15 protein-coding genes are annotated in these 19,502 nt (G+C 71.8%); 9 read left to right on the top strand and 6 right to left on the bottom strand.

What is annotated here, in order from left to right:
* Nucleotides 1-75 precede the first annotated feature (75 nt).
* Nucleotides 76-1,437, bottom strand: coding sequence for a type I glutamate--ammonia ligase (gene glnA, locus ACGFU6_RS11870; RefSeq protein WP_073735717.1), 1,362 nt, complete (start codon nt 1,435-1,437; stop codon nt 76-78).
* 242 nt (nt 1,438-1,679) lie between these two features.
* Between glnA and ACGFU6_RS11865 the strand changes: the two genes are divergently transcribed.
* The 6 genes from ACGFU6_RS11865 (at nt 1,680) to ACGFU6_RS11840 (ending at nt 7,701) form a co-directional block, all read left to right on the top strand.
* The gene (locus tag ACGFU6_RS11865; protein ID WP_393610024.1) at nt 1,680-2,366 is read left to right on the top strand and encodes a DUF3105 domain-containing protein; all 687 of its coding nucleotides are present in this window, start codon (nt 1,680-1,682) and stop codon (nt 2,364-2,366) included.
* Nucleotides 2,363-3,097: a DUF305 domain-containing protein gene (locus tag ACGFU6_RS11860; RefSeq protein ID WP_393610023.1), complete on the top strand. Its 735-nt coding sequence runs from the start codon at nt 2,363-2,365 to the stop codon at nt 3,095-3,097. The genes ACGFU6_RS11865 and ACGFU6_RS11860 overlap by 4 nt, the downstream gene beginning before the upstream one ends.
* Nucleotides 3,098-3,225: 128 nt before the next feature.
* The gene (locus ACGFU6_RS11855) at nt 3,226-3,651 is read left to right on the top strand and encodes a CBS domain-containing protein (protein WP_393610021.1); all 426 of its coding nucleotides are present in this window, start codon (nt 3,226-3,228) and stop codon (nt 3,649-3,651) included.
* A 103-nt stretch (nt 3,652-3,754) separates the two neighbouring features.
* Nucleotides 3,755-4,198, top strand: a complete 444-nt coding sequence (locus ACGFU6_RS11850; RefSeq protein WP_393610019.1) for a DUF6153 family protein — start codon at nt 3,755-3,757, stop codon at nt 4,196-4,198.
* Nucleotides 4,199-4,280: 82 nt separating this feature from the next.
* Nucleotides 4,281-5,867: a multicopper oxidase family protein gene (locus tag ACGFU6_RS11845; protein WP_393610017.1), complete on the top strand. Its 1,587-nt coding sequence runs from the start codon at nt 4,281-4,283 to the stop codon at nt 5,865-5,867.
* Between the two features lie 79 nt (nt 5,868-5,946).
* The gene (locus tag ACGFU6_RS11840) at nt 5,947-7,701 is read left to right on the top strand and encodes an NAD+ synthase (RefSeq protein WP_393610015.1); all 1,755 of its coding nucleotides are present in this window, start codon (nt 5,947-5,949) and stop codon (nt 7,699-7,701) included.
* Between the two features lie 110 nt (nt 7,702-7,811).
* Here the strand turns inward: ACGFU6_RS11840 and ACGFU6_RS11835 are convergent, their stop codons facing one another.
* The 4 genes from ACGFU6_RS11835 to ACGFU6_RS11820 all read right to left on the bottom strand — a co-directional run bounded on the left by ACGFU6_RS11835 (nt 7,812) and on the right by ACGFU6_RS11820 (nt 12,875).
* A complete protein-coding gene (locus tag ACGFU6_RS11835; RefSeq protein ID WP_393610013.1) occupies nt 7,812-9,032 on the bottom strand; it encodes an MFS transporter in 1,221 nt (406 codons plus the stop codon).
* A gap of 238 nt (nt 9,033-9,270) precedes the next feature.
* Complete coding sequence (locus ACGFU6_RS11830; protein WP_393610011.1) at nt 9,271-10,293, bottom strand: endonuclease/exonuclease/phosphatase family protein; 1,023 nt, start codon at nt 10,291-10,293, stop codon at nt 9,271-9,273.
* A 190-nt stretch (nt 10,294-10,483) separates the two neighbouring features.
* Nucleotides 10,484-11,176 carry a TetR/AcrR family transcriptional regulator gene (locus tag ACGFU6_RS11825; protein WP_393610009.1) on the bottom strand — a complete coding sequence of 231 codons (693 nt, stop codon included), beginning with the start codon at nt 11,174-11,176 and terminating at the stop codon, nt 10,484-10,486.
* Nucleotides 11,177-11,258: 82 nt separating this feature from the next.
* On the bottom strand, nt 11,259-12,875 hold the full coding sequence (locus ACGFU6_RS11820) for a DHA2 family efflux MFS transporter permease subunit (RefSeq protein ID WP_393610008.1): 1,617 nt from the start codon (nt 12,873-12,875) through the stop codon (nt 11,259-11,261).
* Between the two features lie 218 nt (nt 12,876-13,093).
* On the opposite strand from ACGFU6_RS11820, the gene panB reads away from it, so the two are divergent.
* The 3 genes from panB (at nt 13,094) to ACGFU6_RS11805 (ending at nt 15,979) form a co-directional block, all read left to right on the top strand.
* Nucleotides 13,094-13,981, top strand: coding sequence for a 3-methyl-2-oxobutanoate hydroxymethyltransferase (gene panB / locus ACGFU6_RS11815; RefSeq protein WP_123526394.1), 888 nt, complete (start codon nt 13,094-13,096; stop codon nt 13,979-13,981).
* 133 nt (nt 13,982-14,114) lie between these two features.
* The gene (locus tag ACGFU6_RS11810; protein ID WP_393610006.1) at nt 14,115-15,125 is read left to right on the top strand and encodes an ATP-binding cassette domain-containing protein; all 1,011 of its coding nucleotides are present in this window, start codon (nt 14,115-14,117) and stop codon (nt 15,123-15,125) included.
* Nucleotides 15,122-15,979, top strand: a complete 858-nt coding sequence (locus ACGFU6_RS11805) for an ABC transporter permease (protein WP_393610004.1) — start codon at nt 15,122-15,124, stop codon at nt 15,977-15,979. Before ACGFU6_RS11810 ends, ACGFU6_RS11805 begins: the two co-directional genes overlap by 4 nt.
* 9 nt (nt 15,980-15,988) lie before the next feature.
* On the opposite strand, the gene ACGFU6_RS11800 is transcribed toward ACGFU6_RS11805, so the two are convergent.
* Nucleotides 15,989-19,333 carry a BTAD domain-containing putative transcriptional regulator gene (locus ACGFU6_RS11800; RefSeq protein ID WP_393610313.1) on the bottom strand — a complete coding sequence of 1,115 codons (3,345 nt, stop codon included), beginning with the start codon at nt 19,331-19,333 and terminating at the stop codon, nt 15,989-15,991.
* Nucleotides 19,334-19,502: the final 169 nt, after the last annotated feature.

Genomic DNA, 19,502 nt, shown 5'->3' with positions numbered 1-19,502 from the left:
GGACGGCTTCGGGCCGACCGTGCGACACGGCCGGCCCGAAGCGTACTCATCAGCTCTGCGCGGAAGTTGCGGAAGTTACAGCACCGGCAGCAGGTTCTTCAGCTCGAAGGCCGTGACCTCGCTGCGGTACTCCTCCCACTCCTGCTTCTTGTTGCGGAGGAAGAAGTCGAAGACGTGCTCGCCGAGCGTCTCCGCGACCAGTTCGCTCTTCTCCATCAGCGAGATCGCCTCGCCCAGGTTCTGCGGGAGGGGCTCGATGCCCATCGCCCGGCGCTCGGCGTCGGACAGCGCCCAGACGTCGTCGTCGGCGCCCGCCGGGAGTTCGTAGCCCTCCTCGATGCCCTTGAGGCCGGCGGCCAGCAGGACCGCGTACGTCAGGTACGGGTTGGCGCCGGAGTCGATCGAGCGGACCTCGACACGGGCCGAGCCGGTCTTGCCGGGCTTGTACATCGGGACCCGGATGAGGGCGGAGCGGTTGTTGTGGCCCCAGCAGATGTACGAGGGGGCCTCGCCGCCGGCGCCCGCGGCACGGGAGGAGCCGCCCCAGATGCGCTTGTAGGAGTTGACCCACTGGTTGGTCACGGCGGAGATCTCCGCCGCGTGCGTGAGCAGACCCGCGATGAAGGAGCGGCCCACCTTCGACAGCTGGTACTCGGCGCCGGACTCGTAGAACGCGTTGCGGTCGCCCTCGAAGAGGGAGAGGTGGGTGTGCATGCCCGAACCGGGGTACTCCGAGAACGGCTTCGGCATGAACGTCGCCTGCACGCCCTGCTCCAGCGCGACCTGCTTCATGACCAGGCGGAACGTCATGATGTTGTCGGCGGTGGAGAGCGCGTCCGCGTAGCGAAGGTCGATCTCCTGCTGGCCGGGCGCGCCCTCGTGGTGGCTGAACTCGACCGAGATGCCCATCGATTCGAGCATCGTGATCGCCTGGCGGCGGAAGTCCATGCCCACGTTCTGCGGGGTGTGGTCGAAGTAGCCGGAGCTGTCCGCCGGGGTGGGGCGGCTGCCGTCCACCGGCTTGTCCTTCAGCAGGAAGAACTCGATCTCCGGGTGGGTGTAGAAGGTGAAGCCGAGGTCGGACGTCTTGGCGAGGATCCGCTTCAGGACGTAGCGCGGGTCCGCGAAGGACGGCGAGCCGTCCGGCATCAGGATGTCGCAGAACATGCGGGCGGTACCGGGGGCCTCCGCGCGCCAGGGCAGGATCTGGAACGTGCCCGGGTCCGGCTTGGCGATCATGTCCGACTCGTAGACCCGGGCGAAGCCCTCGATGGCCGAGCCGTCGAAGCCGATCCCCTCGTCGAACGCCTGCTCCAGCTCGGCAGGGGCGACGGCCACGGACTTGAGGTAACCGAGCACGTCGGTGAACCACAGCCGGACGAACCGGATGTCCCGCTCCTCGAGTGTCCTGAGGACGAATTCCTGCTGCTTGTCCATAGCCACATCCTTGCAGTTCAGACGGTCCGTGCACCACCGCCCGGGGTAGGGGGGAAACTCCAGTATCACGACCCGGGATTTCACCCAGATTACGCACACGACGTGAGATGGAGCACTCGGCCACCCACTACGATCGTCGGCCATGGTGTGCACGGGCCGCGGCGGCCCGGCAACCGCCCTGCGCACACCGGATTTCCGACCCGTTCCAGACCCTCATCGCCCCTTCGCAGAAGGACCACGACATGAGCCACGAGAGCCACGACCGCAGGACGCGCATAGAGCAGATGCGCAAGGCCGACCGCGCGCGGGACCGCCGCAGCCGCGTGGTGGCCATAAGCCTCGGCGCCGTCGTCGTCGCAGGTCTCGTCGCCTTCGGCAGCTACACGCTGCTCGACAGGTCGGAGGCGTCGGCGGACCAGAAGTCCTCGGACGCGAAGGCCTCGGAGCAGCCCGGGGCGGAGGGGAAGGACGCGGGCGGCGACGCGATCGAGGGCGAGAAGACGTGGGACGCGAAGAAGCTGACCCGCAACCACGTCACCAAGCCCGTGACGTACCCGATGAAGCCCCCGGTCGGCGGTGACCACGACCCCGTCTGGATGAACTGCGACGGCGAGGTATACAAGAAGCCGGTCCCCGACATGAACGCCGTGCACGCGCTGGAGCACGGTTCGGTGTGGGTGACGTACACGGACAAGGCCCCGGCCGCCGACGTGGCCGAGCTGGCGGACCGGGTCTCGAAGACCCCGTACTCGCTGATGAGCCCGTACAAGGACCAGGCCGGCACGATCATGCTGAGTGCCTGGGGCAAGCAGCTCACGGTGGACGGCGCCGGTGACCCCAGGGTGGCGCAGTTCTTCACCAAGTACGTGCAGGGGCCGCAGACCCCCGAGCCCGGTGCCGCGTGCACCGGCGGGCGGGGGGCCGAATGACGGTTACGGAGCGCACCCGGCGCACCCGCTGGGCGGCCGGTTCCGCCGTGGCGCTCGCGGTGCTGTTCGCGGGGGCCGCGACGGTGGCCTCCGCGCGGGACGACGGGGCCGGCCACCACCCGAGCGCGCCCGGGTCCGCCCAGCGCACGCCCGGAGCGGAGTCGGCGGACGCCGGCTTCGCCCGCGACATGGCGGTCCACCACCAGCAGGCCGTGGAGATGTCCTTCATCGTGCGGGACCGCACGCGGGACGAGGACGTGCGCCGGCTCGCGTACGACATCGCCAACACCCAGGCCAACCAGCGGGGCATGCTGCTCGGCTGGCTGGATCTGTGGGAGCTGCCCAAGGTGGCCGCCGGGCAGGAGCCGATGGCCTGGATGGCCGGTGGTGGACAGAGTGGACACGAAGGCCATGACATGGCGGGTATGCCCGGCATGGACGGGGGCGCCTATCAGGCCCACGACGGGTCCCTCATGCCCGGCATGGCCACCCGCACCGAGCTCGGCCGGCTCCGTGAGGCCAGTGGCAAGCAGGCCGAGATCCTGTATCTCCAGCTGATGACCGACCACCACAGGGGCGGCATCGACATGGCTCGCGGCTGCGTGGACCTGTGCACCGTCAAGGTGGAGAAGCGGCTGGCCCAGGGCATGGTCCAGGCCCAGCAGTCCGAGCTGGACGCGATGGCCGACCTGCTCGCCGAGCGCGGAGCGAAGCCCAGGGACCACGGCTGAGGGTTCCCCCAGTGCCGCAGGTGCACCCGAATGGGTGACAGCGCTCGCGTACCCCGAACGGGCCCATGACGATGGGTTCGCTCGGGGTCGTAGAGCTGTGCCCACCGGCACGCGGGAGGAAAACGCCCATGACCACTGCCAAGGAAATCATGCACACCGGCGTCACCTGGATCCCGGCGCACGAGACCCTCGACCGCGCCGCGCAGCTGATGCGTGAGCACAAGGTCGGCGCGCTGCCCATCTCGGCCGAGGGCGACCGGGACCGGATGATCGGCATCCTCACGGACCGCGACATCGTGGTCGACTGCGTGGCGATGGGCAAGGATCCGTCCAAGGTGACCGCGGGCGACCTCGCGCAGGGCACGCCGCGCTGGATCGACGCGGGCGCGGAGGTGGAGGACGTGCTGCAGGAGATGCAGGACCACCGGATCCGGCGGCTCCCCGTCGTCGAGGACAAGCGGCTGATCGGCATGATCAGCGAGGCCGATCTGGCGCAGCACCTCTCCGACGACCAGATCGCCGGCTGGGCCGAGAAGGTCTACTCCCGCAACTGACCGGCACCGCGTACGGCCTGACGGCCCGGCGGCCCGCCCTCCGCCGCGCGCGGGGTGGCGGGCCGCCGCCGTTCATATACCCGGTAGGGGTAAGGTGGCCGGCATGTTCGGGACGAGGAGTGCGAGATACGGGCAGCTGCTGCTGTTCGCCGCGCTGCTCTTCGGGATCTTCACCATGCACACCGTCGGGCACCCGGCGGAGCACGGCGGGCAGGGTGGCGGCGCCTCCCCGATGTCCGCCGCGCACTCGATGACCGCACCCGGCCCGGCGGCCGAGCAGGCCACCCAGGTCTCTGAGGCCGCTCACCCCGGCATCCGGCACCCCGTCCGCCCGGCGCCGATGCGCGGCATGGACCCGATGGCCGTCTGCCTCGCCGTGCTCACGGTCTGGGGCCTCGCCCTGCTCACCGCGCTCATGGCGGCGCGGCGGCCCGCGAACGGCGTACCGGGGACCGCCGGGGCGCGTTCGCCTTGGCTGCCCCGGCCCCCTCCCCCACCACGGCCGCGCAAGGCCCTCCTCACCGGTCTGTCGGTACTGCGGATATAGGCGCGCCCGCGCTCCGTCCGGGGCACACCGCGCCCCGTCCGCCCTTCACCACACCGACAACACCTTTGAGGTGCACTCAGCCATGCCCGCTCAGCACACCCGACGCGCCGTACTCGGCGCCTCGCTCGCCCTCGCCGGTACCGGAGCCCTCGCCGCCTGCTCCGACGGCGGCACGAGCACCGGCCACTCCGGCATGAACCACTCCGCCATGGACGACGCCGGGCCCTCCGGCACGGCGGCCCCCGCGGGATACGTGTCCCCCGACGGCCCCGAGGTCGCGGCGGCCGAGAAGCGGCGGGGTTCCGGCCCCGTCCGCCAGGTCTCCCTGACCGCCACCCCGTCCCGGCTCGACCTGGGCGGCGGGCACACCGTCAGCACCTGGGCGTACGGGGACCGGCTGCCCGGCAAGGAGGTGCGGGTCACCGCCGGTGACACGCTCGCCCTCACCCTCGCCAACCACCTCCCGCAGCCGACCTCGATGCACTGGCACGGGCTCGCGCTGCGCAACGACATGGACGGGGTCCCCGGGCTGACCCAGCGGGCCATCGAGCCCGGCAAGGACTTCACCTACCGGTTCGCGGTGCCGGACCCCGGCACGTACTGGTTCCACCCGCACTCCGGCGTCCAGCTGGACCGCGGGCTGTACGCGCCACTGATCGTCGAGGACCCGAAGGAGCCGCTGTCGTACGACAAGGAGTGGGTCGTCGTCCTGGACGACTGGCTCGACGGGGTGGACGGCTCCACTCCGGACGCGGTGCTCCAGGAACTCACCAAGGGCAGCGGGCACAGCGGGCACGCCATGGGCGCGACGCCCCCGGCGAGCACCGGAACCGGGCCCTCGCGCATGCTCATGGGCGCCACCAGCGAACTGCTGGGCGGCGACGCGGGCGACGTCGGCTACCCGTACTACCTGATCAACGGCCGCACCCCGCAGGACCCGACCGCCCTCAGCGCCCGGCCCGGCGACCGGATCCGGCTGCGGATCATCAACGCGGGCGGTGACACCGCCTTCCGCGTCGCGCTCGGCGGCCACCGGATGACGGTCACGCACACCGACGGCTTCCCGGTCCGGCACACGACGACGGACGCCCTGCTGCTCGGCATGGGCGAGCGGTACGACGTGCTGGTGACCGCCGGGGACGGGGTGTTCCCGCTGACCGCGCTGGCCGAGGGCAAGAAGGCCTCCGCGCTGGCGCTGCTGCGGACCGGGGGCGGGGCGGCGCCCGACGCCGCCGTGCGGCCCAAGGAGCTGGACGGCTCGCTGGTCACCGCCGACCGGCTCGTCCCGGACGCGTCCGTGGCGCTGTCCGGCCGGACGCCCGACCGGACGGTGCGGATCCGGCTGACCGGCTCGATGGCGGCGTACGACTGGGCCTTCGACGGGAAGCCGTACAGCGCCGACCAGCGCCATCCGGTGCGGGCCGGGGAGCGGGTGCGGATGGAGTTCCGCAACGCGACCTCGATGTGGCACCCCGTCCATCTGCACGGGCACACCTTCGCGCTGGCCGGGAACGCGTCCGGGGCCCGTAAGGACACCGCGATCGTGCTGCCCCGGCAGACCCTCACGGTCGACTTCGACGCCGGCAACCCCGGGCTGTGGATGCTGCACTGCCACAACCTGTACCACGCGGAGGCGGGCATGATGACGGTCCTCGGCTACCGGGGCTGACCGGCTCCCCGGCGGGCCGCACGGCTTTTCGCGCGGCCCGCCAGGACATCGCGTCAGTCAGACGATTACACTGGGCGGCGTGCCTCAACTACGCCTCGCACTGAATCAGATCGACTCGACCGTCGGCGACCTCGCCGGCAACGCCGAGGCGATCCTCCACTGGACCCGGCACGCCGCCGAGCAGGGCGCCCACCTGGTGGCGTTCCCCGAGATGGTGCTGACCGGATACCCCGTCGAGGACCTGGCCCTGCGGTCGTCCTTCGTCGAGGCGTCGCGGGACGCGCTGCGCGCGCTCGCCGCCCGTCTCGACGAGGAGGGCTTCGGGGAACTGCCGGTCGTCGTCGGATACCTGGACTGCTCCGAGTTCGCCGCGCCGCGCTACGGGCAGCCCGCCGGGTCCCCGCGCAACGCCGCCGCGGTGCTGCACCGCGGCGGGATCGCGCTGAACTTCGCCAAGCACCACCTGCCCAACTACGGCGTCTTCGACGAGTTCCGGTACTTCGTGCCGGGCGACTCGATGCCCGTCGTACGGGTGCACGGCATCGATGTCGCGCTCGCCATCTGCGAGGACCTCTGGCAGGACGGCGGCCGGGTGCCGGCCGCGCGGGCCGCCGGGGCCGGGCTGCTGCTCTCGGTCAACGCCTCGCCCTACGAGCGGGACAAGGACGACACCCGACTCGAACTGGTCCGCAAGCGGGCCGAGGAGGCCGGCTGCACGACGGCCTATCTGGCGATGATCGGCGGCCAGGACGAGCTGGTCTTCGACGGCGACTCGATCGTCGTCGACAAGCGGGGCGAGGTCATCGCCCGTGCGCCGCAGTTCGCCGAGGGCAGCGTGATCATCGACCTCGACCTGCCGGCCGCCACGGCCGACGCGCCGTCGGGTGTGGTGAACGACGGGCTGCGCATCGACCACGTGGTCCTCTCCGAGAAGCCGCTGCCGGCGTACGAGGCGGAGCTGGCCGGCGGGTACGCGGACCGGCTCGACGACGACGAGGAGCTGTACTCGGCGCTCGTGGTGGGCCTGCGCGCGTACGCGGCGAAGAACGGCTTCAGCAGTGTGCTGATCGGGCTCTCCGGCGGGATCGACTCCGCGCTGGTCGCCGCCATCGCCTGCGACGCGCTCGGGGCGCAGAACGTCTACGGCATCTCGATGCCGTCGAAGTACTCCTCGGACCACTCCAAGGGCGACGCGGCCGAGCTGGCGCGGCGTACCGGGCTGAACTTCCGGACCGTACCGATCGAGCCGATGTTCGACGCGTACATGGGCTCGCTGGGGCTCACCGGTCTCGCCGAGGAGAACCTCCAGTCGCGGCTGCGCGGCACGATGCTGATGGCCGTCTCCAACCAGGAGGGCCAGATCGTCCTGGCGCCGGGCAACAAGTCGGAGCTGGCGGTCGGCTACTCGACGCTGTACGGCGACTCCGTCGGTGCGTACGGGCCGATCAAGGACGTCTACAAGACGTCGGTCTTCCGGCTGGCGAACTGGCGCAACCGGGCCGCCGAGGAGCGTGGGCAGACCCCGCCGATCCCGGAGGCATCCATCACCAAGCCGCCGAGCGCGGAGCTGCGCCCGGGGCAGGTAGACACGGACTCGCTGCCCGACTACGACGTGCTGGACCGCATCCTGGAGATGTACGTCGACCGGGACCAGGGGCTCGACGCGATCGTCGCGGCAGGGTTCGATCCGGCGCTGGTGGCGAAGACGCTGCGGATGGTGGACACCGCCGAGTACAAGCGGCGGCAGTACCCGCCGGGCACGAAGATCTCGCCCAAGGGCTTCGGCAAGGACCGGCGGCTGCCGATCACGAACCGGTGGCGCGAGTCCGGCTGACGCCGGGGGTACGGGTGGCTGCGGGCCCGTCCGGCCGAGGGTTTGTCCTCAATCGCCGGACGGGCTTGAGGTTGCCGGGCACCGGCTCGATCCGGCGGATCGCGGTGTCCTCAATCGCCGGACGGGCTTGAGGTTGCCGGGCTCCGTTCGGTCATGTCCGTCGCGCGTGCCACCACCCTCGACGGGGTGCGGTCCCGGTCCAGTACGCCCGCCGTGACCGCCACCGCGAGGCCCGCCACGGCCAGGACCGCGCCGACCAGGGCCGGGGACGTCCAGCCCCAGCCCGCCGCGATGGCCACGCCGCCCAGCCAGGCGCCGCCCGCGTTGGCCAGGTTGAACGCGGAGTGGTTGGAGGCGGACGCGAGCGTCGGGGCGTCCTTCGCCTTGTTCATGACGAGCATCTGCAGCGGCGTCGTCGTCATGAACCCGACCCCGCCCAGCAGCACCACCATCACCAGCGCGGCCCACTGCACATGGGCGGCGAACGGGAAGACGACCAGGACGACCGCGAGCGCGCCCAGCGATCCGTACAGCGTGGGACGCAGCGCCCGGTCCGTGAGCGGGCCCGCGGCGAGCGCGCCCAGGGTCATGCCGATGCCGAAGAGCGCCAGCACCAGGGTCACCGAGGACTCCCCGAAGCCCATCGCCTCCGTCGTCATCGCCGAGAGGTAGGAGTACACGGCGAAGACCCCGGCGAAGCCGAAGACGGCGGTGAGCAGTCCGAGCAGCACCTGCCGGTTGCCCATGGCCCGCACCTCGTGGCGGACGCTGCGGTGGGCCTCCACCGGGATCTTCGGGACGAGCCGGGCGAGCGCGGCCATGGCGCACAGCCCGATCACGGCGACGACCAGGAACGTGGCCCGCCAGCCGAGGTGCTGGCCGAGAAGGGTGGCGGCGGGCACTCCGACGATGTTGGCGACGGTCAGGCCGAGGAACATCGTCGCCACGGCCCGTGCTCGCCGCCCGTCGGCCACCAGCCGGGCGGCGACGACCGCGCCGACGCCGAAGAACGCGCCGTGCGGGAGCCCGGCCAGGACCCGGCCCGCGATCAGCCAGCCGAAACCGGGGGCGAGCGCGGAGGCGAGGTTGCCGACGGTGAAGAGCGCCATCAGCAGCAGGAGCATCCGCTTGCGCGGAATGCGCGAGCCGAGGGCGGTGAGCAGCGGGGCGCCGAGCACCACGCCGATCGCATAGGCCGACACGAGGTAGCCCGCCGTGGGGACGGAGGTGCCGAGATCGTCCGCGACATCGGGCAGCAGGCCCATCATCACGAACTCCGTGGTACCGATGCCGAAGGCGCTCACCGCGAGTGCGAGCAGAGCCAGAGGCATGAGGAGAGACCTTTCCGCAGGGAGGCCTCGCGCGGGGCGGCGGCGTGGGCCGGCCGCGCCACGAGGGGCAGGAGGGAGCCGGGGCATGGCGGCGCTGCCGGGCGTGGGGGCCGGAGCGCACAGCGGCTGACCGGCTCCATCGCCGGTCGGCCTCGGTCCCTGATCGGAACAAATACTCTCAGATGGTTTATGCCGGGAGGTAAACGGACCGTGACGTCAGAGCCTGGCCCGGGCGGCGTCAGAGCTTGACGCGGGCGGCGATCGGGAGGTGGTCGCTGTCCGTCGCGGGGAGCGTCCAGGACGACACCGGGTCGACGCCCTTCACCATGATCTGGTCGATCCGGGCCATCGGGAACGACGCGGGCCAGCTGAATCCGAAGCCGTCACCGGCCGCGCCCTGGGTGGAGCGCATCTGGGAGGTGACCGCGTTGAGCGAGCGGTCGTTCATGGTGCCGTTGAGGTCGCCGAGCAGGACGACCCGGTCGAGTCCCTCGTCGGCGATGGCCTCACCGAGGGCGTCCGCGCTCTGGTCGCGCTGGTTCGCGGTGAACCCGGCGTGCAGCTTGACCCGCACCGAGGGCAGGTGCGCGACCACGAAGCCGACCTTGCCCCCGGGTGTGGCGACGGTGGTCCGCATGGCCCGGACCCAGCCCATCCTGATGTCCACCGGGCGGGTGTCGCTGATCGGGTACTTGCTCCACAGGCCGACGGTCCCCTGTACCGAGTGGTACGGGAAGCGGCCGTCGAGCGCCGCCTCGTACGTCTTCACCTGACCGGCGGGCAGCTCCTGGAGGGCGATGACGTCGGCTCCGGAGCCCGCGACCTGCTGGGCGGTGCCGGCGGGGTCGGCGTTGTCCGCGTTGACGTTGTGGGTGGCGACGGTGAGGTCGCCGCCCCCGCCCGACTTGTCGGTGAGCAGACCGCCGAACACGTTCAACCAGACGATGACGGGCAGCAGCAGCGCGATCAGCGCGGTGGCGGAGCGCCGCACCAGGCCCAGGACGAGCAGCACCGGTACGAAGACGGCGATCCAGGGCAGGAAGGTCTCGGTGAGGCTGCCGAGGTTGCCGATGGTGTTCGGGATGTGGGCGTGCAGCAGCATCACGAGGGTCAGCAGGACCGAGCACCCGGCCAGGACCGTCCCGCGCCGCCAGATGCCCCGGTCCCGGGCCAGTCTGTCGCGCAGGTCCCGGAAACGGGATCCGGAGGGCTGCGGTCCTCCGCCGCCGTTCCCGGTGTCCGCCCTGTACGCCTGCACCATCGCACTGTCCTCACTGCCTTGCCGTACACATCGCCGCGCCAACGACCCTAGGCGATGAGCGACGCGATTCCGGCCGTCGACGACGGCCGTACTGCCACCAGGACGAACGAGCGGGCGCGGCGGGTTCCGGCCGGAGGCGGTCTGTGGGGGCTTGTGACAGAACGATCACATGCGCGGGGGTCCGGGCGCGTCAGCCACGACGGGCGGCCCCGCCGGATCCGGTGCCCGGCGGGCGCGGTCCGATGCCGTCGACGAGCAGCCCGATGATGCGGTCGGTGAGGTCCTCGGGCAGCGGCGCGTCCGGCCGGTGGATGGTGCGGACGAGCATGGGGCCGGTGAACAGGTCGTCGATCAGCTCCACGTCCGTGTCGTCGCGCAGCTCACCGGCCTCGACGGCCCGCCGGACGGCCGCGCGCATGGCGACGCGGCGTGGGGCGATCACGGTGGCCTGGTACTCGGCCCAGAGCCGGGGGTGGCTCTTCATCTGGGCGAAGACGTTGTGCAGCAGGACGGAGGAGCGCTGGGCCAGTCCGCGCGTGCGCATCGACTCCAGCATGACGCGCAGATCGCCGATGCCGGCGGTGCCCGAGACCTCGGGCTCCGGGGGCTCGATGTCACGCAGGACGTCGACGAAGAGCGCTTCCTTGTCGGTCCAGCGCCGGTAGATGGTGGCCTTGCCGACCCCGGCGGTACGGGCGATCCGCTCGATGGACAGGCCGGCGAGGGGTTCGCCGGCCTCCAGCAGTTCGACGACGGCGTCCAGGATGGCCCGCTCGGCCGCCGCGCTGCGCGGACGGCCGCGGCGGGGCTCCTGATCGTCGCCGGGGGCGCGGTCGCGCTCGTCCGAAGCCCGCTCGGCCCGGTCCGATGCCTGGTGCTGCACGTGAAACCACCTTTCGCCGCCCCCGATTCTCCCCGACCGGTCCGGTCCCGGTGGCATCCCGCCGGGACCGGACCGGTCGGCGTCACCGTGCCGCGGGCGCGCGCACCGCCTGATCGTCCTGGCCGTCGCCCGGGGCGGGCGTCCGCCCGGCGGGTGCCTTGCCGGGCAGGAACAGGGCGACCACGATCGCTCCGAGCAGGGCGACGAGGGCCGAGCTGATGGCCGTGACGTGCATGGCGCCGAGGAAGGCGTCGTTGGCGGCGGCGACCAGCGGGGCGCCCTTGGGCCCCATCTTCTCCGCGATGCCGAGCGTCGCCTCGATCGACTCCGCCGCGGTGTCCCTGGCGGCGGCCGGGAGCGCCCCGAGGTGGCCCTCGATGTCGCTCCGGTAGACGGCGGACAGCACCGATCCGAGTACGGCGATCCCGAGCGCCCCGCCGACCTGCCGGAACGTGTTGTTGACGGCCGAGCCGGAGCCGGCCTTCTCGCGCGGCAGGGCCTGCATGACGGCGACGGTGACCGGCGGCATCACATGCGCCATGCCGGTGCCCTGCACGAAGAAGACCACACACATCAGCCAGACGGGGGTGTCGGCGTCGAACAGCGCGAACGCGGCGAGACCGACCGCGACCATCAGCATGCCGACGGTGCACACGGCACGGGCGCCGAACCGCGCGACCACCAGCCGGGCCCTGGGCGCGAAGACCATCTGGGCGATGGCCAGCGGCAGGATCAGCAGTCCGGACTGCAGGGCGCTCCAGCCCCGCACGCTCTGCATGTAGAAGGCGGAGAAGAACGTCACGCCCATCAGCGCGAAGAAGACCAGCGCGATGGCGGCGACGGCTGCGGAGAAGGCCGGCTTCCTGAAGTACGTGATGTCGATGGCCGGGCTGGCGCTGCGCTTCTCGTGGAGGACGAATCCCACCAGGACCACCAGGCCGCCGATGACCGGCAGGAGCACCGAGACGTCGGTGAAGTCGGCCAGCTCGCCGCCGCGGATGATCCCGTACACCAGCAGCACCAGGCCGATGATGGAGAGCACCACACCGACCGGGTCGAGGCGGCCCGGCTTCGGGTCCCTGGAGTCCGGTACGAGGATCAGCATCGCGATCAGCGCGATGACCACGACGGGCACGTTGACCAGGAAGATCGAGCCCCACCAGAAGTGTTCCAGGAGCAGGCCGCCGGTGATCGGGCCGATCGCGATGCCGAGGCCGACGCTGCCCGCCCAGATGCCGATGGCCTTGGGCTGCTCGTCGCGCTCGAAGACGTTCATCAGGACGGCGAGGGTGGCCGGCATCACGAAGGCGGCGCCGAAGCCCATCACGGCTCGCCAGGCGACGAGTTCGCCGGGCGAGCCGGACATGGCGGCGAAGGCCGAGCCGATGCCGAAGATCACGATGCCCAGGAGCAGCGTCTTCTTGCGCCCGATGCGGTCGCCGAGCAGGCCAGCGGTGAAGAGCAGTCCGGCGAAGACGAGGGTGTAGGAGTTGATCGCCCACTCCAGCTCGCTCTGGGTGGCCCCCAGCCCGGTGGGTGCGGGGGAAGCGATCGTCTTGACGGCGACGTTGAGGATCGAGTTGTCCAGCACCACGATGAGCAGGCTGAACATCAGGACGACGAGGATCGCCCAGCGGCGGCGGTGGACCGCCTCCGGGACCTGGGGCACGACGGCGGGAGCGCCGGACGGTATGGACATGGACGAGAGCCTAACCTCATTTCGATACGAGACCGTCTCGTATTGGAAAGTCTTTACCGGCGGGACCCGGCGATTGCCGCCGCCGCACCGCCCTCGTACTGCCGCCGTCCGGGGGACGTGTGCGGGCCCACTTCCCGTGACGGGCTCCGGGATGCCACCATGGAAGGGATCCGGGGACGCCGTCAGGGCGCCTCGAGATGACGAAGGAGCCGTTGGCAATGTCGCTTCAGGCTGCGCACAACCAGTCCGCCACACCCCCCGCGGGTGCTCCCGCCGACAGCAGCAAGGCGCTGTACGGAGGAAAGAGCAACCGCCGCATCACCGTCCACGACATCGCCGCCGCCACCGAGCGCGGCGAGAAGTGGCCCATGCTCACCGCCTACGACGCGATGACCGCGTCCGTCTTCGACGAGGCCGGCATCCCGGTCATGCTCGTCGGCGACTCGATGGGCAACTGTCACCTCGGCTACGAGACCACCGTGCCCGTCACGATGGACGAGATCGCCATCCTCTCCGCCGCCGTCGTACGGGGCACCAAGCGCGCCCTCGTCGTCGCCGACCTGCCCTTCGGGGCCTACCAGGAGGGCCCGGTCCAGGCCCTGCGCAACGCCACCCGGCTGGTCAAGGAGTCCGGGGTCGGCGCGGTCAAGCTGGAGGGCGGCGAGCGCAGCCACGAGCAGATCAAGCTCCTGGTCGACGCCGGCATCCCGGTCATGGCCCACATCGGCCTGACCCCGCAGTCCGTCAACGCGATGGGCTACCGGGTGCAGGGCCGCGGCGAGGAGGCCGCCCAGCAGATGCTGCGCGACGCCAAGGCCGTGCAGGACGCGGGCGCGTTCGCCGTCGTCCTGGAGCTCGTACCGGCCGAACTGGCCGCCGAGGTCACCCGCACCCTGCACATCCCGACCGTCGGGATCGGCGCCGGTCCGGACACCGACGCCCAGGTGCTGGTCTACACCGACATGGTCGGGCTGACCGGCGGCAAGGTGCCGCGCTTCACCAAGCAGTACGCCGACCTGCGCCAGATCCTCGGTGACGCCGCCAAGGCGTACGCGGACGAGGTCGTGGGCGGCACCTTCCCGGCGCCGGAGCACACCTTCCACTGACCGGACCCGCCCCGGCCGGACGACCACCACCGGCACCACCGACAGCCCGCCGTCTTCCCCCGTCGGCGGGCTGTCGCACTGCTGTCGGCGGCCTGTCGGCGGGTTGTCGGTGGCGGCTGCTCTGATAGTGGACATGACGCGAATCGACAAGAACCCCAGGCGCGGCGGAAACGCCGTCGAGGTACGGGGACTGGTCAAGCACTACGGCTCGACCAAAGCTCTGGACGGCGTGGACCTCGATGTGCGCGAGGGCACCGTCCTCGGAGTACTCGGCCCCAACGGAGCCGGCAAGACCACCCTCGTGCGAGTCCTGTCCACCCTCATCCTTCCCGACGCCGGACACGCGGTGGTGGCGGGCCACGACGTGGTGAAGCAGCCCCGCGCGCTGCGCCGCACCATCGGACTGACCGGGCAGTACGCCTCGGTCGACGAGAAGCTCTCCGGCTGGGAGAACCTCTACATGATCGGGCGGCTGCTCGACCTGCCGCGCAAGAAGGCCCGCTCCCGCGCCGACGAGCTGCTGGAGCGCTTCTCGCTCACCGACGCGGCGAAGAAGGCCGCCATGGACTACTCCGGCGGCATGCGGCGCCGCCTCGACCTGGCCGCCTCCATGATCGGCAGCCCGGCCGTGCTGTACCTGGACGAGCCGACGACGGGGCTCGACCCCCGCACCCGTAACGAGGTCTGGGACGAGGTGCAGCGGATGGTCGCGGAGGGGGCGACCGTGCTGCTCACCACCCAGTACATGGAAGAGGCCGAGCAGCTCGCCAGCGAGCTCACCGTCATCGACAAGGGCAGGATCATCGCCCGCGGCGGTGTCGACGAGCTGAAGGCCAAGGTCGGCGGCCGCACCCTGCAGATCCGCCCCTCGGACCCCGCCGAACTGGCCGCGATGGCGCAGGCCCTGCGCGAGGCCGGTCTCGACGGGGTCGCGGGCGCGCAGGCGGTCCCGGACGAGGGACTGCTGTACGTACCGATCCTCAGCGACGAGCAGCTCACCGCCGTCATCGGCCTGCTCGGCACCCGGGGCTTCTCGCTGGCGCACGTCGCCACCGCGCTGCCCAGCCTGGACGAGGTGTTCCTCGCCATCACCGGCGGCAAGGCCACCGTCACCGACACGACTCCCCAGGAGGTCGCGGCATGAGCACGACGACTCTGACGCCCGCCCCCACCGGCACGACGCCCGCAGCTCCGGTCACCGCTGTCCACGACGAGGGCGGCATAGGCCTGCGGAACAACCTGCGGCACATCGGGGCACTGGTGCGGCGCAACCTGCTCCAGATCAAGAAGGATCCGGAGTCGATGTTCGACGCGCTCCTGATGCCGGTGATCTTCGTCCTGCTGTTCGTGTACGTCTTCGGCGGCTCCGTCGGCAGCAGCATGGGCGGCGGTCGGCAGGAGTACCTGAACTACCTGATCCCCGGTCTGATGGCCATGATGGGCATGAACATCGCCATGGCCGTCGGCTCCGGTGTCAACGACGACTTCCGCAAGGGGGTCATGGACCGGTTCCGCACGATGCCGATCGCGCGGTCCTCGGTGCTCATCGCCAAGATCGTGGTCGAACTCGGCCGGATGATGGTCGCCACGCTGATCCTGCTGGGCATGGGCTTCGCGCTCGGCATGCAGCTCCACGGCTCGGTGCCGGGGCTGATCGGCGCGATCGCGCTGGCGGCCGCGTTCGGCGCCGCGATCATGTGGATCTTCATCCTGCTCGGACTGAGCCTGAAGACGACCCAGGCCGTCCAGGGAATGGGGATGCTCGTCATGATGCCGCTCCAGTTCGGCTCCTCCATCTTCGCCCCGCCCACGACGATGCCCGGCTGGCTCCAGTCGTTCACCGACTACAACCCGCTGTCCAACCTTGCCGACTCGGCCCGCGCCCTGATGATGGGCACCCCGGTCGGCCACTCAATCTGGCTGACGCTCGGCTGGACCGTGTTCATCACCGCGGTGATGGCCCCGATCGCGGTGTCCAAGTTCCGCAAGAAGTCCTGACGGCCGGGTTCAGTCCCGGTACGCCTCGACGAGAGCGGTGACCTCCTCAAGGGAGAGGCCGCCGCTCCCGGCGTACCCGCTCTCGAAGGCGGTGTCCCCGAGAGCGGCCCGCACCAGTTCCTCGGCCGCGTCGTAGTTCTCCCGCTCCATCGACGTCGGCATGTGCCCGCTCGGCAGCAGTTCCCGGCAGGTGGCCAGCAGCCGGGCCGCCAGGGCCCCCCGGCGCTCCCCGCCGAGGCCGCCCAGCGCCCGCGCGGCGCTGACGAGGTGGATGACGGCCATGTGCGGCGCCACCATCTGCGACAGCGGGTCGCCGGACCGCGACAGCGCATGCCGGCTCCGGTCGAGGGCGTCCGCGTACAGCCCCTCGATGTTGTCCAGCCAGGCCATACCGCCCACCACGAACGCGTCGAAGACCGCCTGCGTCTCCGCCCTGAACTCCTCGCGCAGGGCGGTGAGGTGCGCGCGGGCCTCGACGGTCCGGCCGGACCGGCCCAGCCACATCGACAGGAAGAGCCGGGCGAAGGACTTGGCCCCGTGCCCCACGTGCCACGTCTCCAGGAGCACCTCGCGCAGAATGGTCTCGCCCTCGGCGCCGCGGCCGAGCTCCGTCAGGACGGAGGCGTACCGGGTGCGGAGCACCGAGACCTGGGCGCGGGCGCCGATCTTCTCCGCGTACCCGATCGCGGCCAGGTAGTCCTCGGCCGCCTGGTCGAAGTCGCCCCGCTTCTCGTCGGCCTCGCCCCGTGAGGAGAGGGCCTCGGCCACGCCCCAGTCGTCGCCGAGACGGATGAAGATCTCCAGGCTCTCGTCGGCGTCGGCCTGTGCCTCGCCCGCCCAGTCGAGCCGGTTGGCCAGCACGTTGGCGCGCATCTGGAGCGCCGAGGCCAGCTCCCATTCGTAGCCGAGTCGCCGTGCGGCCGCGACCGTCTCCTCCAGCATCTCGCGCAGCGCGGCCATGTCACCGGTGACCAGCACCGCGAAGAACCAGAGCGATGCCGGGAAGCGGCAGGTCTGCGGCTGGCCCGCCCGGTAGGTGTTCGCGATGGTGCGCAGCTGCGCCACGCCGTCTGTGTTCGTCCACTCGTCCAGCCCGTTGTCCACGCTGACCAGCTGGACCAGCGCCACCTGCCGCCGTGCCTCCTGGAGCAGTTCGGGGCTCATCGGCGGCGGTGCGTCGATGCAGCGTTCGTGGAGGGAGGGCGCGGGGCTGCCGGGCGGGGCGAACGGATCGGGGCCGAGGGACGCGGCGGCCTCGGACCACTGCAGGGCATCGGTGCTCAGATCGCGTATGTGCCAGTACCAGGAGAGCGAGAGCACCATGCAGAGCGACTCCTGCTCATCCCGGGCGGCGATGGCGTGCCGCAGGGCGGAGCGGAGGTTCTCGTACTCGCTCTGGAACGTTTCGATCGCGGCCAGCTGCCCGGCGCCGCGGAGCTCGGGGTCAGCGGTACGGGCCAGCTCCCGGAAGAACACCAGGTGCCGGCGTTCGACGGATTCGCGCTCCGCCGCCTCGTCGAGCCGCTCGGCGGCGTACTCGCCGACGGTCTCCAGGAGGCGGTAGCGCATCCGGCCGTCCGCGGCGGGCGCGGCGACGACGAGCGATTTGTCGACGAGCGAGCCGAGCAGGGCGGCGACGTCGTGCGCGGCGCGCGGCCGGTCCGCGCAGACCGCCTCGGCGGCGGCCAGGGTCCAGCCGCCGGAGAAGACCGACAGCCGCCGCAGGGCGGTGCGTTCGTCCTCGTCCAGGAGGTCCCAGGACCAGTCGACGACGGCGCGCAGGGTCTGCTGGCGTGGCAGTACGGTGCGGCTGCCGCCGGTCAGCAGGCGGAAGCGGTCATCCAGCCGGTCGGCGATCTGGCGCGGGGTGAGCATCCGGAGCCGGGCGGCGGCCAGCTCGATGGCGAGCGGCAGCCCGTCGAGCCGGCGGCAGATCTCGGCGGTGGCGGCCGCCGTCCGCTCATCCGCGTCGACCCGGAAGCCGGACAGCGCGGCGGCGCCCCGGTCCGCGAACAGGCGCAGCGCCATCGGGTCGGGCAGCGGGTCGACGGTCCGGACGAACTCGCCCGGCACACCGAGGGGTTCACGGCTGGTCGCGAGCACGGTGAGCTCGGGGCAGCGGGCCAGCAGGTGGTCGGCGAGGGCGGCCGCGGCCTCGATGACGTGCTCGCAGTTGTCCAGGAGCAGCAGCATGCGGCGCCCGGCGAGGTGTTCGGTGAGCCGGGCGAGCGGTTCGCCCCCGCCGCCCCGCTCCACGGCCCGGAGCTCCTCGGCGCCCGCACCCCGCAGTACGGTCTCGCGGCCCCCGAGCGCGGTGAGTACGGCCTCCGGCACCGCCTCGGGATCGTCGACCGGCGCCAGCTCCGCCATCCAGACCCCGTCCGGCCAGGTGGCGGGATCGACGGATTCGGCGGCCTCCTGCGAGAGCCGGGTCTTGCCCGCGCCGCCGGGGCCGAGCAGGGTGACCAGGCGGGCGCCGGAGAGGTCGCCGCGCAGGGTCTCGATGTCGCTCTCCCGGCCGACGAAGCTGGTGAGCCTGGCCCGGAGGTTGCCGGGCGGGGCGGCGGGAACGCGGCGGTCGGAGGCCGCGGCGGGGCGGTCGGCGGGAGCCGCGGATATGAGCGGTCGCTGCGGCTCCTGACGCAGCAACTCCGCGTGCAGAGACCTCAGTTCGGCGCCGGGATCGGCGCCGAGCCGGTCGGCGAGCACGGTGCGCACCTCCTCGTACGCGGCCAGCGCCTGGGCGGTGCGTCCGGCGTCGCGCAGGGCGCGCAGCCGCAGCGCCTGGAGCGGTTCGTCGAGGGGGTGCTCGCCGCAGAGCGCGGCCAGTTCCGGCAGCACCCGCTCGGCCCGGCCGAGGGCGAGCGAGGCGGTGAGCCGGGTGCGGCGGGCGTCGAGCCGGCGGGCGGTCCAGCGGGCCGCCTCGGCGTGGCGGTCGGGCAGATCGGCGAGCACCTGGCCGCGCCACAGGCCCAGCGCGTCGTCGAGGACGCTCGCGGCCTTGGCCGGGTCGCCCTCCTCCAGGGCCCGTGCCCCCTCCCCCGCGAGGCGCTCGAAGCGGTACAGGTCGACGGTGTCCGGTTCGGCTGCCAGCCGGTAGCCGTTCTCCGCCGAGGCGACGGCCGCGTGCCCGAGCGCCCGCCGGAGCCGGCCCACGAGCGCCTGCAGGGCGCCCGGCGCGTCGGCGGGCGGGTCCGCGCCCCACACCTCGTCGACGAGTACGGCGGCGGGCACCGTCCGGCCGGCCCGCAGCGCGAGAACGGTGAGCAGGGCGCGCAGCCGCGCCCCGCCGACGGCGACGGCCGTGCCGTCGTCGCGGAGTGCCTGGGTGGTACCGAGGATCCTGTAGCGCACCCGCCCATTGTCCGTGACCGGGGCCGGAAGCGAGACCACGGACCGGTCGTGTGCGTGCGGGCCGCCCGCCGTACTGGCTGTCATGCCCCCACCCTTTACGGAACCAGTGGCAGGATGCCAGACGTTTTGGCCGTGTCGCCTGTACGGTCGGGCTCGCCGCCCGCCCGCG

The organism is Streptomyces sp. NPDC048462 (assembly GCF_043200175.1).
Lineage (GTDB): Bacteria > Actinomycetota > Actinomycetes > Streptomycetales > Streptomycetaceae > Streptomyces.
Note: the sequence above shows the minus strand (reverse complement) of the source record. Positions and strands in the feature narration are given on the sequence as shown.